Annotated in this window: 14 protein-coding genes; 9 read left to right on the top strand and 5 right to left on the bottom strand. The window is 64.9% G+C overall.

Annotated features, from left to right (window positions below):
- Positions 1-6: 6 nt before the first annotated feature.
- From AC1DSJ_RS09260 to AC1DSJ_RS09245, 4 genes are all read left to right on the top strand, one after another.
- The gene (locus AC1DSJ_RS09260; protein ID WP_441372624.1) at positions 7-756 is read left to right on the top strand and encodes an SPOR domain-containing protein; all 750 of its coding nucleotides are present in this window, start codon (positions 7-9) and stop codon (positions 754-756) included.
- A gap of 92 nt (positions 757-848) precedes the next feature.
- Positions 849-1481: a thiol:disulfide interchange protein DsbA/DsbL gene (locus AC1DSJ_RS09255; protein WP_054420994.1), complete on the top strand. Its 633-nt coding sequence runs from the start codon at positions 849-851 to the stop codon at positions 1479-1481.
- Between the two features lie 160 nt (positions 1482-1641).
- Complete coding sequence (locus AC1DSJ_RS09250) at positions 1642-2865, top strand: ABC transporter substrate-binding protein (protein ID WP_175170495.1); 1224 nt, start codon at positions 1642-1644, stop codon at positions 2863-2865.
- Positions 2844-3860, top strand: a complete 1017-nt coding sequence (locus AC1DSJ_RS09245; RefSeq protein WP_441372625.1) for an alpha/beta hydrolase — start codon at positions 2844-2846, stop codon at positions 3858-3860. The genes AC1DSJ_RS09250 and AC1DSJ_RS09245 overlap by 22 nt, the downstream gene beginning before the upstream one ends.
- Positions 3861-3912: 52 nt before the next feature.
- Here AC1DSJ_RS09245 and metC read toward each other — a convergent pair whose 3' ends face one another.
- Both metC and AC1DSJ_RS09235 read right to left on the bottom strand, forming a co-directional pair.
- A complete protein-coding gene (gene metC / locus AC1DSJ_RS09240) occupies positions 3913-5106 on the bottom strand; it encodes a cystathionine beta-lyase (protein WP_441372626.1) in 1194 nt (397 codons plus the stop codon).
- A 115-nt stretch (positions 5107-5221) separates the two neighbouring features.
- Positions 5222-6010: a nitroreductase gene (locus tag AC1DSJ_RS09235; RefSeq protein ID WP_441372627.1), complete on the bottom strand. Its 789-nt coding sequence runs from the start codon at positions 6008-6010 to the stop codon at positions 5222-5224.
- Positions 6011-6123: 113 nt separating this feature from the next.
- Between AC1DSJ_RS09235 and AC1DSJ_RS09230 the strand changes: the two genes are divergently transcribed.
- Positions 6124-6750: a LysE family translocator gene (locus AC1DSJ_RS09230; RefSeq protein ID WP_054420989.1), complete on the top strand. Its 627-nt coding sequence runs from the start codon at positions 6124-6126 to the stop codon at positions 6748-6750.
- A 45-nt stretch (positions 6751-6795) separates the two neighbouring features.
- On the opposite strand, the gene AC1DSJ_RS09225 is transcribed toward AC1DSJ_RS09230, so the two are convergent.
- A complete protein-coding gene (locus tag AC1DSJ_RS09225; RefSeq protein ID WP_441372628.1) occupies positions 6796-7863 on the bottom strand; it encodes an MBL fold metallo-hydrolase in 1068 nt (355 codons plus the stop codon).
- Positions 7864-7936: 73 nt separating this feature from the next.
- Between AC1DSJ_RS09225 and AC1DSJ_RS09220 the strand changes: the two genes are divergently transcribed.
- From AC1DSJ_RS09220 to AC1DSJ_RS09210, 3 genes are all read left to right on the top strand, one after another.
- Positions 7937-8317, top strand: coding sequence for a MerR family transcriptional regulator (locus AC1DSJ_RS09220; RefSeq protein ID WP_441372629.1), 381 nt, complete (start codon positions 7937-7939; stop codon positions 8315-8317).
- A 10-nt stretch (positions 8318-8327) separates the two neighbouring features.
- Positions 8328-8660, top strand: coding sequence for a YnfA family protein (locus AC1DSJ_RS09215; protein WP_175170493.1), 333 nt, complete (start codon positions 8328-8330; stop codon positions 8658-8660).
- 137 nt (positions 8661-8797) lie between these two features.
- Positions 8798-9889 carry an FmdB family zinc ribbon protein gene (locus AC1DSJ_RS09210; protein ID WP_441372630.1) on the top strand — a complete coding sequence of 364 codons (1092 nt, stop codon included), beginning with the start codon at positions 8798-8800 and terminating at the stop codon, positions 9887-9889.
- 46 nt (positions 9890-9935) lie between these two features.
- On the opposite strand, the gene AC1DSJ_RS09205 is transcribed toward AC1DSJ_RS09210, so the two are convergent.
- Together AC1DSJ_RS09205 and AC1DSJ_RS09200 are read right to left on the bottom strand one after the other, a co-directional pair.
- Positions 9936-10910, bottom strand: a complete 975-nt coding sequence (locus tag AC1DSJ_RS09205) for a Bug family tripartite tricarboxylate transporter substrate binding protein (RefSeq protein ID WP_054420985.1) — start codon at positions 10908-10910, stop codon at positions 9936-9938.
- A gap of 90 nt (positions 10911-11000) precedes the next feature.
- The gene (locus tag AC1DSJ_RS09200) at positions 11001-12179 is read right to left on the bottom strand and encodes a M20 aminoacylase family protein (protein ID WP_441372631.1); all 1179 of its coding nucleotides are present in this window, start codon (positions 12177-12179) and stop codon (positions 11001-11003) included.
- A gap of 247 nt (positions 12180-12426) precedes the next feature.
- Here AC1DSJ_RS09200 and AC1DSJ_RS09195 point away from each other — a divergent pair, with 247 nt between their 5' ends.
- On the top strand, positions 12427-13605 hold the full coding sequence (locus tag AC1DSJ_RS09195; RefSeq protein ID WP_054420983.1) for an isovaleryl-CoA dehydrogenase: 1179 nt from the start codon (positions 12427-12429) through the stop codon (positions 13603-13605).
- The last annotated feature ends 2 nt before the right edge of the window (positions 13606-13607 follow it).

The raw sequence follows: 13607 nt of genomic DNA, 5'->3' as shown, positions 1-13607 counted from the left end.
CGGTTCATGGCAACCAAGCGCAAACCCACCCGCCGTTCCTCAGGCGAAAGCGGCAGCACCCTGTACGGGGCGCTCGCCGGCCTGCTCATCGGTCTGATCGTGGCCGCCGTCGTGGCCTTTTATGTCACCAAGGCCCCGGTGCCCTTCGTGGACCGCGCCAGCCGTCAGGGCGACACGGGCAAGCTGCCCGACCCCCGGCAGGCGCCGGACCCCAACGCGGGCCTGTACGGCCGCGACGGCGCGGCGGGTGCGCCGCCTACCGGCCCCACCGCCACGGCGCCTGCGCCCTTACCTGGCGCCGGCACGGGCGCCGGCACGGGCGCGGCCAAGCCGGACGAAACACCGTCACGGCTGGACGACCTGGGCGCGCTGATCGCCACCTTGCCGTCGACCGCCAAACCGCAAGCCTCGGCGCCCGCCGCGGTCGCCATGGCGCCCAGCCAGGCCCCCACGCCGATCTCCAAGCCCGCGGCAACCCCCGCGCCTAAGGCCGCTGCGCCCGCAACGGCCACGGCGTCCGCCGCCACCGGCACGTACTTCCTGCAAGCCGGCGCCTTCCGTGGCGAAAACGACGCGGAATCGCTCCGCGCCCGCATCCTGCTGCTGGGGCTGCCCGTGAACGTGCAAAAGGCGGAAGTGAACGGCAAGCCGATCAACCGGGTCCGGGTGGGTCCGTTTGCGCGCCTGGACGACATGAATCGCGCCCGCGGCCGATTGGGCGAGAACAAGATTGAAACCGCCGTGGTGCGCCAGTAATGCGCCCGTAATGCACTCTGGCGCCATTTTTTCGATTGAACTTATCCGCGTTTGAACCTGTCTGTAACTTTTTACTCAGGAACCTCTCATCCATGCTGTCCCCCAAGATTGTTCGTATCCTGGCCGCGGCCGCACTGACGGCCACCGCGTTCTTCAGCCCGGTCAGCCACGCTCAAGGCACGCAAGCCTATGTGGCGATCAACCCGCCGCTGCCCTCGGATACCCCGGGCAAAGTGGAAGTGCTGGAATTCTTCGCCTACACCTGCCCGCATTGCGCCGCCATGGAACCCATGGTTGAAGACTGGGCCAAGACCGCCCCGTCTGACGTCGTGCTCAAGCAAGTGCCAATCGCCTTCAACGCCGGCATGAAGCCGCTGCAACAGGTCTACTACACGTTCCTGGCTCTGGAACGCCCCGACCTGCACGCCAAGTTCTTCACCGCCATCCACGGTGAACACAAGCGCCTGTTCGACAAGAAGGCCATGGGCGACTGGGCGGCTTCGCAAGGCGTGGACCGCGCCAAGTTCGATTCGATCTTCGATTCGTTCAGCGTGCAAACCCAAGTGCAGCGCGCCACCCAGCTGGCCGACGCCTACCGCATCGACGGCACGCCGTCGTTTGCCGTCGGCGGCAAGTTCATGACGTCCCCGGTCATGGCGGGCAACAGCTACGAAGGCGCCCTGAAGGAAGTGAACCAACTGATCCCGATGGCGCGCAACAAGTAATCCGCGTCCTCCGCATCACCGCAAAGCGCCTCGGCCAATCTGGCCGGGGCGTTTTCTTTTGGGAAATCGTTAAGAAAGTGCTGCGCTCCGGCGCGGGGGCAGCGCTAAACTTTCACCACAAAATTCGCCGCAACGACGGCATAAAACGGGTGGAAGACAAATGACATCGCAATCTCTGCGCGCACGCGCGGCATTGAGCCTTGGGCTGGGCCTCAGCTTGGCGCTCGGCGCCTTCACCACGCACGCCAGCACGGCCGACGGCGTGAAGATCGGGGTCCTGACGGACATGGCGGGCGTCACCGCCGACGCCACGGGCAAGGGGTCGGTGGAAGCCGCCCGGCTGGCCATCGAGGAAATGGGCGGCACGGTGTTGGGCAAGCCGATCTCGCTGGTTTCGGGCGACCATCAACACCGCCCCGACATCGGCAGCAGCATGGTCCGCAAGTGGTACGACACCGACGGCGTTGACGTCGTGGTGGACGTGCCCAACTCGTCCGTCGCGCTGGCCGTGCAGGGCATCGCGCGCGAAAAGAAAAAGCTGGTGCTGTTCTCCAGCCCCGGCACCACCGCGCTGTCGCAAGCGCAGTGCTCGCCCTACGGCGTGCAATGGACGTACACGACCTACGCCTTGTCGCGCGGCACGGCCACCGCCGTCGTCAATGAAGGCAACAAGCGCTGGTTCATCCTGGCGTCCGACTACGCCTTCGGCAAACAGTTGGCGGCCGACACCGAAGCCGTCGTCAAAGCCAACGGCGGCGAAGTCGTAGGCACCGTTTTCCATCCGTTGAACGCGTCGGACTTTGCGTCCTTCCTGCTTCAGGCCCAAGGCTCCAAGGCGCAGATCATCGCCATTGCCAACGCGGGCGGCGACACGATTTCCGCCATCAAGCAGGCGGCGGAATTCGGCATTGGCGGCACGCAGCAGCTTGCGGCCATGCTGCTCTTGATCACGGACGTGCACAGCCTGGGCCTGCAAGCGGCGCAGAAAACGTATTTGACCGTGCCGTCGTACTGGGACATGAATGACGGCACGCGCGCCTTCACCAAGAAGTTCGAAGCGCGCGTCGGCCGTCCGCCCACCTTCTTGCAGGCGGGTGTGTACAGCTCGGTGCGCCACTACCTGCAAGCCGTGAAAGCGGCCGGCACGGCGGATGCCGACGCGGTGATGGCGAAGATGAAATCGCTGCCCATCGACGACCCGTTCAGCTTGAATGCCCACATCCGTGAAGACGGCCTGGTGGTGCGCGACATGATGCTGGCGCAGGTGAAGACGCCCGCGCAATCCAAAGCGCCTTGGGACTACTACAACATCGTGCGCAACATCCCCGGCGACACGCTGGCGTGGCCGCTCGCGGAAAGCCAATGCCCCCTGGTCAAGAAATGACCAAACAGGCGCATCAACCGGGGGGGCAACGGCCGGGGCAGCAACCAGGGCAGCAACCCCTCTCGCTCGCTGATTTCGGCAGCTTCTACGCGGGCGGCAGACCGGTGCGCATTGCCGGGCTGCCGCAGCGCGAGATTGCGTTCACGAAAAGCGCGTCGCTGGCCTACGACCCGAACGGGCTCTATCACTTCGAACAGGCGTACGTGCAGTACTTCATTCCGTCGCGCCTGACGCATCCCTTGCCCATCGTGCTGCTGCATGGCGGCGGCATGACGGGCGCAATGTGGGAACAGACGCCTGACGGACGCCCCGGCTGGATGCAGCATTTTCTGCGCCAGGGTCACGCGGTGTATGTGGTGGACAACGTTGAGCGCGGCCGCGCCGGCTGGGCGCCGTTTGAGCAGGTCTGGCCCGAACCGCCCATCATCCGCACCGCCGAAGAAAGCTGGTCGTTGTTTCGCTTTGGCCGCGCCGAAGACTACGCGTTGCGCCGCGCGTTCGCGGGGCAACGTTTTCCCGTTGATGCGTTCGATGATTTCATCCGGCATGCGGTGCCGCGCTGGCTGGGCAACAACGATGCGGCCCTGCACGGTTTCTGCGCCGTGCTGGACCGCATCGGCCCATGCCTGGTGCTGGCGCACAGCCACGGCGGCGAAGTGGCGTACCGCGCGCTGCATGCGCGGCCCGATCTGGTGCGTGGCGTGATCGGCATCGAGCCGTCGGGGTTTTCGGGCGACGTCACGGCCGCCGCCGTGGCGGGCAAACCGTTCCTGTTTGTCTATGGCGACTATCTGGATGCCACGCCGCTATGGCAGCGCCTGTGCGCAAGCGGGCAGGACTACGCCGAATCACTTGCCCGGCATGGTGCGCGGGTGGATACGTGGCGGCTGGCCGACCAGGGCATTGCGGGCAATTCCCACATGCCGATGATGGACGACAACAGCGACGACATCGCCGCGCGCATCGGCGCTTGGATACGCAGCGCGGCAGTCTGAACCCGCCGCGCCGCAACCCAAAATATGGCGCGGCGTCTTCAGACCCCAGCGCTTACTCGCTGACCGCCGCCGCCTTTTCCAGCGCCTGCGTCAGATCCGCGATGATGTCTTCCGGCGATTCCAATCCGATGTGCAAGCGCACCAACGCGTTGTCACCTTCGCCCCAATAGCGGTGATGGGACAAATCCTTGGGCGATACGAGCTGCACCAGGCTTTCGTAGCCGCCCCAGGAAAAGCCGATACCAAACAAGGTCAACGCGTCCACGAAGGCGCGCGCGGCCGCGGGCGACAGGCACAGCTCAACCGACAGCATGCCGTTGGAGCCGGAACAATCACGCTTCCACAGCGCATGGCCGGGGTCGGCCGGCCAGGCCGGATGGAACAAGCGCACGGTCTCGGGGCGGCTCTTGAAGAACTCGCACACTTGCAGCGCATGGCGCGCGTGCTGCGCCATGCGGATCGGCATCGTGCGCACCCCGCGCAGCGCCAGCCACGCGTCGTCCGCGCTGATGGAATACCCCATCGCGTACTGTGTGCGGTTCAGCTTCTTGGCGATGGCCTCGTCGTTGGTCACCACCGCGCCCAGCATCAGGTCGGAGTGGCCGCCCACGTACTTCGTGCCTGCAATGACGGACACCTGCGCGCCCAACGTCAGCGGGCGATAGATGTAGCCGGAGCCCCAGGTGTTGTCAGTCGCCAGCACCAGGCCGTGCGCGTTGGCAAAGGCCGCCATCGCGCCCATGTCCAGCATTTCAAACAACAGCGAACCCGGCGACTCCACGTACAACAGCTTCGTGTTCGACTGCACCAGCGATTCCAGGTCATCACTGGTTGAGAAGTACGTGATGTCGATGTTCATGCGCTTGAGCACCGCGTCGTCCAGCTCACGCATCGGGCCGTACACGCAATCGGAAATCAGGGCGTGGTCACCCGCCGAGCACAACGCCATCATCACCATCGTCATGGCCGACAGGCCCGACGACGCCAGATAGCAATGCGTGCCGCCTTCCAGCTGCGTGAAGACTTCCTCCAGCGCGGCGTGGGTATCCATGCCCATGCGGCCGTAGGTGGTGGCGCGGCCGCCAGCGGCCTTGCTGCGCTGCGCCTGTTCCAGCGCGGCCAGGTTCTCGAAACGCACGGTGCTGGCGCGCATGGGCGGCAGCGGCACGGGCGCGGTGCCGGTCTCGGGGTTGAACGGGGCGGTGCCCGCGTGCTGCAAAACCGTATCGATGTGTTTGGAAGTCATCTGCTGAGGGAATGCGGTAGTGTGAACAAGGCCGAATCGGGGCGAATAGGAGCGAATAGGGGCGAATAGGGTGAACCTTATCAGGCGGGCGGGCGCCTGTCCCTAGCCCCTGCCCCTAACTCGTGACCCAGTTGACGGTTTCCGGCAGCTCGGCGCGCCGGGTGCGGTAGCTGTTGGCGGGATGCGCGGTATCGGCATAGCCAAAGGAAATGCCGCAGACCACGCGCCGGCCGGGCGCAATGCCCAGCACGTCGCGCAGCACTTCGGGGTACATCGCCAGCGACGCCTGAGCCACGGTGGCCACGCCATTGGCCTGGGCCGCCAGCAGGAAGTTGGCAACGTACCCGCCGCAGTCCATCGCGCCGTATTCGCCCAACGCCTCGTCGGTGGTGATGATGGCCACGTGCGGCGCGTCGAACAATTGGAAGTTGCGCATCTCTTGCTGGCGGTAGGCATCGCGGTCGCCGCGCGCCACGCCCACCGCACCGTACAGCTGAAAGCCCGACTCGCGGCGGCGGGCCAGGTATTCGTTGCGGTACTCGCGGGGGAAGGGGAAGTCGGGCGTGAAGCCGGCGTGTTCGGCTCGTGCGGTAAGCGCCGCCCGTAAACGATCAGTGCCTGCGCCTTCGGTAATCGCCACCTGCCAGGGCTGGCAGTTGCACCACGACGCCGTGCGCTGGGCCAGGGTCAGAATCCGTTCAATGACGCCGCGTGGCACAGGCGCGGGCAGGAACGCGCGGCAGCTGTGGCGCGCCAAGAGCCACGCTTCGAGCGCGGCGTCGCCACCGGCCAGCTGGGCTGTTGCGTCAGCGCTTGCGTCGAGCTTTGAGTGAAGGTTAGGGTCAAGACTGGCGTCAGGGTTTGCGCCAGGGGTTGTGTCAGCGCTTGCAGCATGAGTCGTCATGGCGTGTCTCTCTCTCCTTGTATGTCCGGTAGCGCGGGGTGGACGGCGTGGATTTTGCCCTTATGATGCCATTCTCCGGCTGACCGGAACCCACCCGCACCAGGCGAAATCCCATGCTGCCCCTTGATACCTTGATCGCTTTTTTCGGCATTGCCGTCCTGTTGGCCTTGACGCCCGGGCCAGACAATCTGTTCGTGCTGATGCAATCGGCTATCTGGGGACGCAAGGCGGGCATGCTGGTGGTGCTGGGCCTGTGCACCGGCCTGTTGGGTCACACGGCGGCCGTGGCGCTGGGTTTGGCGGCGGTGTTCGCCGCGTCGCCCATGGCGTTCACAGCGCTGAAGCTGGCGGGGGCTGCGTATCTTGCGTATCTGGCGTGGCAGATTTTGCGCGCGCCCGTCGAAGCGGAAGATGGCAAGCGGCCCGAACCGCTCAAGCCCGGCGCGCTGTACCGGCGCGGCATCGTCATGAACCTGACGAACCCCAAGGTGCTGCTGTTCTTCTTCGCGTTTCTGCCGCAGTTCACCACCCCCGCGCTTGGCCCCGTCGGCGTGCAGGTCATGCAGCTGGGCGCGGTGTTCATGGTGTCGACGTTGCTGGTGTTTGGCGCCATCGCATTCTTCTCGGGCGCGTTCGGCGAACTGCTGCAACGCTCGGTGACGGCCAAGCGTTGGCTGAACCGCATCGCCGCGCTGGTGTTTGTGGGCCTGGCCGTCAGGCTGGCCACCGCGACGCGCTAAGAGGGGCCGCAACGCCCCCATCAGCGCGGCGGTGTGAGTGGCCGATCACGCCGCCGTGAAGCGCACGATGCCATCCGCCCCGGTCGCGCGTTTCAGCTTGCCTTCGAAATACAGCGCGTGCAGATGCGCCAGCGCCTCGCCCATGGCGAAGGTCAGCTGATGCAGATCCAGCTTGCGCTTGAATAGCACCGGCACGATGTCGGACGTGGACTGCGGCTGCACCGTGCACGCTTCCAGCACTTCCGCCAGCCGGTCACGGTGATGCTCGTGCTGTTGCGCGATGCGCTCGTGCAAACCGGTGAACGGCCGGCCATGCGACGGCAGCACCAGCGTGTCATCCGGCAAGCCGTCATAGCCATCCAGCGACCGCAGATACAAGGGCAGGGGATTGGCATCGGGTTCGTAATCGAACACGCTGACGTTGGTCGAGATGCGCGGCAACACCATGTCGCCAGAGATCAGCACGTTCACGCCGGGCGAGTGCAGCGACGCATGTTCCGGCGCATGGCCGTAGCCGACAATCACGCGCCAATCGCGGCCGCCGATGCGGACCTGATCGCCGTGCATGATGCGCGTGTAGCGCGCGGGCACGGCGGGCACCAGGTTCGGGTAGTAGTTGGCGCGCTGGCGGATTTGCTCCTGCGCGTCCGGGTCGGTCAGGCCGTGGCGGGCGAAATGCGCCACCGCCGATTGGCCGCCCGGGCCGCCGCCGGCCTCATTGCGGCGCGACGACCACAACGACGCCACCATGAAGTCCGTCATCGTCATCCACAGCTGCGCGTCCCAGCGCTCGCACAGCCAATGGGCCAGGCCGATGTGGTCAGGATGCATGTGCGTGACCAGCACACGCAACACCGGCAGCCCTTCCAGTTCGTTCTTGAAAACGTCTTCCCACAACGACTTGACCTCGTCGCGCGAGATGCCACAGTCAACAATCGTCCAGCCGTCGCGGCCGTCGATGTTGTCGCGCAGCAGCCAGAGGTTGATATGATCCAGCGCGAACGGCAGCGGCATCCGAATCCATTTGACGCCCTCCGTCACCACATGGGCGTGGCCGGCTTCGGGCTGGAAGTCCGCCCAGGGATACTGCAATTTCTGTTCGTTGGGGTTCATTGCCTCTCGCTCCACGCTTGACGTTCACGTCAAGTCATCATAATTTACGTTTACGTAAACTGCCACACGTCGCATGCCCTCGTCAACCTGGACCATCTCTGAACTCGCCCGCGAGTTCGACGTCACGCCCCGCACGATCCGCTTCTACGAAGACCAGGGGATCGTCAGCCCGGCGCGCGAGGGCCGCAACCGCATCTTCGGTCCGCGCGACCGCACACGCCTGAAGCTGGCGCTGCGCGGCAAGCGGCTGGGGCTGCAACTGTCCGAAATCCTGACCCTGATCGACATGTATGACGGGCCGGGCGATACCGAAGTGCAGCTGCGTCAGTACCTGAGCGTACTGGAACAGCATCGCGCCACGCTCGAACAACAACGCCGCGACATCGAAGACACCTTGCAAGAGATTGCACGGCAGGAACGCGAATGCCGCGTGCTGCTGGCGCAAAAGCCGTAAGGGCCGCATCATGGCCGCCCTGCAAACCGTTGCGCTGTTCGTCCTGACCGCGCTGGCCGAAATCATCGGCTGCTATTTGCCCTATCTGTGGCTGCGCAAGGGCCATTCCATCTGGCTGCTGGCGCCCGCCGCCATCAGTCTGGCGCTGTTCGCGTGGCTGCTGACCTTGCATCCCACCGCTTCGGGCCGCGTCTACGCGGCGTATGGCGGTGTGTACATCGGCATGGCGCTGCTGTGGCTGTGGGCGGTAGACGGCGTGCGGCCCAGCATCAGCGATTGGGTCGGCGTGGGCCTGTGCATCGCGGGCATGCTCGTCATCATGTTCGGGCCGCGCAGCGCGTAAACCTTCGGGCCTGCATCGGCCGTTGATCAAGCGCGCGGCCGCCCGCGTGGCGTCACCGCGATCGGCGTTGATAGTTCCGACCCAAAATCGGATTCATCCAATATCTTTGCGCACGGCGGGAAGGCAAGATCGGCTCCATGCACAAGAGCCGTCCTCACCCCATTCTTGACCGCCAGCCGCAGCTTCGCGCAACCGCCGACGCCGCAGGCTTTGAGTGCCTGGATAGCGACTGGCGCGGCTTGTCTGCGATGTACCGTTTTCAATGCCGCGCAGGGCACCGCTTTGACCGCACCTTGCAAACGTTTGGCCGCGCGCGCGAGACCAAATGCCCCGTCTGTACGGCAGAAGCAAACTTCACCCGCTTGCGCGCCTTGTCGCAAGAGGCCGGCGTGCAATGCCTGGAATCGCACTGGCTCGGCTGGGACAGGCCGCATCGCTTCCAATGCCAGGCCGGTCACCGCTGGACCCGCAACGGCAACAAGGCGCTGGATCGTACCGGTTGCCCCGTCTGCGGACGCGATGCCGGCTACCGGCGCAGGCGCGACGATCTGCTGACTCGTATTCATCAAACGGCAGCGGCGCGCGGCGGCGTCTGCCTGGACACGGCAAGCCCTCGCGGGCAACGCGTGTTCCGCTTTCGCTGTGGCGCGGGCCATGAATGGAACGCCCCCGGCGCCGACGTCCTGCGGCGCACCTGGTGCCCGGAATGCGCGCGGCTGCGCAAGGTTGAAGGGTATCGGCACCCGGACGGCCTGGAACGCCTGCAACGCAAGGCCGCCGAACGTGGCGGCGCCTGCTTGTCGGACGCGTATCACGGGCTGGGCGTGCGCTACCGATTCCGTTGCACGGAAGGCCATGAATGGCTGACCACGGGCGGCAAGATACTGTTGGGAAGTTGGTGCGGCGTGTGTGCGAACGTCAACAAGCGCCTGGGCATCGAAGCGGCGCATCACGCAGCGCGCGAACGCGGCGGGCAATGCCTGTCATCCAGCTATGTAAACACCACCAAGAAGCTGCATTGGCTATGCCATCGCGGGCACGATTGGTATGCGCCATTCGCGTCGATCCGGGCCGGGCATTGGTGTGCGCAATGCGCGCACATCGCGCGGATCACCAAAGCAGATTCATTGGCCCGAATGCGGTATCGGGTGGCGCCGCTGCCCGTGGATGAACGGGGTGCGCCACAAAAATCGCGTAAGCGCCCCACGCTGGAGGCCTTAAAGCCGTAGGCCCAACACGGGGACGCTTACGCAATCGGCACGATTGAACCCAGGCTTACTCAGCCTTGATATTGCCTTCCTTGATGATGCGGGCGTTGTTCGTGAATTCCGCCTGCACCTGCTTAACGAACGCATCGCCCGATGCCGTACCAGGTTGCAGGTACGACTTCGCCAGCAGGTCCTGGAACTCGGCGCTGGCAACGGCCTTGGTCAACGCCGCTTGCAGCGGCTGCGACACAGCCGGCGGCAGGTTGGCCGGCGCGAACACGCCAAAGTTCGAGTAGTACTGCGCTTGCGGCATCTTCAATTCGGCCATCGTCGGCACGTCGGGCCAGGCGGCCAGACGTTGCGGCGCCATCACGGCCAACGGCTTCAATGCGCCATTGGCCACATGCGGCAACACCACATCGCTATTGACCACCAGCAGTTCAATCACGCCGCCCAAGCCATCGGTCAGCGCCTGGCTGTTGCCGCGATACGGCACGTGCAGCATCTTGGTGCCGGTCTGCGTGGTGACAGCGGCCATGCCGATGTGGGCCACGGTGCCTTGGCCCGGGGTGCCATAACGCACCCCTTCCGGATGCGACTTGGCGTACTCGACCAGCCCCGCGAAATCCTTCACCGGCAACGACTTGGTGGCAACGATCGCCACCGGCGCCACGGCCACGCTGGCCACCGGCGTCAGGTCCTTCATCGGGTCGTAGTTGGTCTTGGCCAGATGCGGGAAGATGGTCAGCGGGCTGGTGGACGCCAACAGCAGCGTGGTGCCGTCCGGCTGCGCGCGAGCCACAAAGTCCGTACCCACAGACGCGCCCGCGCCCGGCTTGTTTTCAACGATCACGGTCACGTTGGCTTCCTTGCGCAACGCGTCGCCCAGGCGGCGCCCGATCGCATCGGCGCTGCCGCCGGCGGTGTAGGGCACGACCAGCGTCACAGGCTTGGCGGGCCAGCTTTGCTGGGCCATCGCGCCGCTTGCCATGATTGCCAGGGCCGCCCCCGCGGCCTTGATCAGCAATGTCTTCTTTTTCATATCGTCCTAGTGATGTTGCGTAGCACTGCGGTGGGTAAAGCGTCGAACGTAATCCGTGTAGCGGTGAAGCCCATCAAGCGGGCGCGGCGCTCAGGCCGCAAGGTAGCGTTGCGCCAGGCGAACCCAGTACGACGCGCCCGCCGGAATCAAAGAATCATTGAAGTCATAGCTGGCGTTGTGCAGCATGCACGGGCCCAGGCCGTGGCCGGCCACGCGGTGCTCGCCATCGCCGTTACCCAGGAACACATAGCAGCCGGGCTTTTCCTGCAACAGAAAAGCGAAATCTTCCGAGGCCATGGCGGGTTCGATCGTCAGCGCACGCTCGTCGCCAACGACGTCACGCATGACGTTCATGCAGAACTCGGTCTCGGCCACCGTGTTGACCAGCGCCGGGTAGCGGCGCTCGAAGAACACATCGGCCTCGCAGCCGTGCGCGGCCGCGATGTTGCTGGCGATTTCCTTCATGCGGCGTTCGATCAGGTCCACCACATCGGTGCTGTACGCGCGCACCGAACCGCCCAGCCACGCCGTGTTGGGGATGACGTTGATGACGGTGCCGCCCGCCTGCACCTGCGTGATCGACAGCACGGCCGCATCCAAGGGGCGCTTGCTGCGGGTCAGGATGGTTTGCAGCGACTGGCCGATGGCGAACAACGCAGGCACCGGGTCGGCGCAGTCTTGCGGCGCGGCGGCGTGGCCGCCCTTGCCCTTGACGGTGATCTTGAAGCCATTGGCCGCCGCCATCATCGGGCCGGCGCACACGCCGAACGATCCGGCGGGCAGGCCCGGCCAGTTGTGCATGCCGAACACGGCTTCGCACGGAAAGCGCGTGAACAAGCCGTCCTGGATCATCGCGCGCCCGCCCGCGCCGCCTTCTTCGGCCGGCTGGAAGCACAGGTACACGGTGCCATCGAAGCCGCCTGCGGTTTGCAAATGCTGGGCCGCAGCCAGCAGCATGGCCGTGTGGCCGTCGTGGCCACAGCCGTGCATCTTGCCGTCGTGGCGCGAACGATGTTCGAACTGGTTTTCTTCCTGCATGGGCAGCGCGTCCATGTCGGCGCGCAGCATGATGGCGCGGTCCGACGTGCCACGCTTGATCACCCCGACCACGCCCGTCTTGGCGATGCCGGTATGCGTTTCGATGCCCCAGCCTTGCAGCGTATCGGCCACCACCTTGGCCGTGCGGTGCTCTTCATAGCAGAGCTCCGGGTGCATATGAATATCGCGCCGCAGCGCCACAATTTCTTCCAGATTGGATAGTTCGAGCACGGCAAACTCCGACTTGTCGAGGCAGATTTCAGGGACAGAGACGGATATTACTCACCGTTACTCCCTGGGAAATACTCATTTCCCTAGGGATAACCCGACTCCAATTTACGTTTACGTAAACGTAATATTTGCGGTGCATCATTGCGCAGCGACGCCGTGTCGGCGCATGATGAGCCACGCGATGCAAACAAGGCGCAGACCACAGGCGCCCATAAGAATGTAAGTACCCACTATCACGGAGACATCGATGAATCTTCCCGGCCTGAACTTCGACCTGGGCGAAGACCTGGACATGCTGCGCGACGCGGTGCGCAATTTTGCGCAGGCCGAGATCGCGCCGCGCGCGGCGGAAGTGGATCGCAGCGACCAGTTCCCCATGGACCTCTGGCGCAAATTTGGCGAACTTGGCGTGCTGGGCATGACGGCCGACGAAGAATATGGCGGCGCCAACATGGGCTATCTGGCCCACATGGTGGTGATGGAAGAAATCTCGCGCGCCAGCGCCTCCGTGGGCTTGTCCTACGGCGCGCACTCCAACCTGTGCGTGAACCAGATCAACCGCAACGGCACGGCCGCGCAAAAAGCCAAGTACCTGCCCAAGCTGATCTCGGGCGAACACGTGGGCGCGCTGGCCATGAGCGAACCGGGCGCCGGGTCGGATGTCGTCAGCATGAAGCTGCGCGCCGAGAAAAAAGGCGACCGCTACGTGCTGAACGGCACCAAGATGTGGATCACCAACGGCCCCGACGCCGACACGCTCGTCGTCTACGCCAAGACCGACCCCGAAGCCCACCAGCGTGGCATCACCGCGTTCCTGGTCGAAAAGGGCTTCAAGGGTTTCTCGGTAGCGCAAAAGCTCGACAAGCTGGGCATGCGCGGCAGCCACACGGGCGAGCTCGTGTTCCAGGACTGCGAGATTCCCGAAGAGAACGTGCTGGGCCAGGTCAACGGCGGCGTGAAGGTGCTGATGAGCGGGCTGGACTACGAACGCGCCGTGCTGTCTGGCGGCCCGCTGGGCATCATGCAGGCCGTGATGGACGTGGTGGTGCCGTACATCCATGACCGCAAGCAATTCGGCCAGGCCATCGGCGAATTCCAGCTCATCCAGGGCAAAGTCGCCGACCTGTACACCACGCTGCAAGCCAGCCGCGCCTTCTGCTACCAAGTGGGCAAGAACCTGGACAAGCTGGGCGCCGAACACGTGCGCCAGGTGCGCAAGGACTGCGCCGCGCTCATCCTGTACACCGCCGAGAAAGCCACATGGATGGCGGGCGAGGGCGTGCAGATCCTGGGCGGCAACGGCTACATCAACGACTACCCGGTGGGCCGCCTGTGGCGCGACGCCAAGCTGTACGAGATTGGCGCGGGCACCAGCGAAATCCGCCGCATGCTGATCGGCCGCGAACTGTTCAACGAAACCGCCTGATC

The organism is Achromobacter sp. 01N37 (assembly GCF_056399725.1).
Note: the sequence above shows the minus strand (reverse complement) of the source record. Positions and strands in the feature narration are given on the sequence as shown.

Bases quoted from the DNA above. Each gene is read 5' to 3' on its own strand.
- AC1DSJ_RS09260 (WP_441372624.1), top strand. From the start codon at position 7: ATGGCAACCAAGCGCAAACCCACCCGCCGTTCCTCAGGCGAAAGCGGC.
- AC1DSJ_RS09255 (WP_054420994.1), top strand. From the start codon at position 849: ATGCTGTCCCCCAAGATTGTTCGTATCCTGGCCGCGGCCGCACTGACG.
- AC1DSJ_RS09250 (WP_175170495.1), top strand. From the start codon at position 1,642: ATGACATCGCAATCTCTGCGCGCACGCGCGGCATTGAGCCTTGGGCTG.
- AC1DSJ_RS09245 (WP_441372625.1), top strand. From the start codon at position 2,844: ATGCCCCCTGGTCAAGAAATGACCAAACAGGCGCATCAACCGGGGGGG.
- metC (WP_441372626.1), bottom strand. From the start codon at position 5,106: ATGACTTCCAAACACATCGATACGGTTTTGCAGCACGCGGGCACCGCC.
- AC1DSJ_RS09235 (WP_441372627.1), bottom strand. From the start codon at position 6,010: ATGACGACTCATGCTGCAAGCGCTGACACAACCCCTGGCGCAAACCCT.
- AC1DSJ_RS09230 (WP_054420989.1), top strand. From the start codon at position 6,124: ATGCTGCCCCTTGATACCTTGATCGCTTTTTTCGGCATTGCCGTCCTG.
- AC1DSJ_RS09225 (WP_441372628.1), bottom strand. From the start codon at position 7,863: ATGAACCCCAACGAACAGAAATTGCAGTATCCCTGGGCGGACTTCCAG.
- AC1DSJ_RS09220 (WP_441372629.1), top strand. From the start codon at position 7,937: ATGCCCTCGTCAACCTGGACCATCTCTGAACTCGCCCGCGAGTTCGAC.
- AC1DSJ_RS09215 (WP_175170493.1), top strand. From the start codon at position 8,328: ATGGCCGCCCTGCAAACCGTTGCGCTGTTCGTCCTGACCGCGCTGGCC.
- AC1DSJ_RS09210 (WP_441372630.1), top strand. From the start codon at position 8,798: ATGCACAAGAGCCGTCCTCACCCCATTCTTGACCGCCAGCCGCAGCTT.
- AC1DSJ_RS09205 (WP_054420985.1), bottom strand. From the start codon at position 10,910: ATGAAAAAGAAGACATTGCTGATCAAGGCCGCGGGGGCGGCCCTGGCA.
- AC1DSJ_RS09195 (WP_054420983.1), top strand. From the start codon at position 12,427: ATGAATCTTCCCGGCCTGAACTTCGACCTGGGCGAAGACCTGGACATG.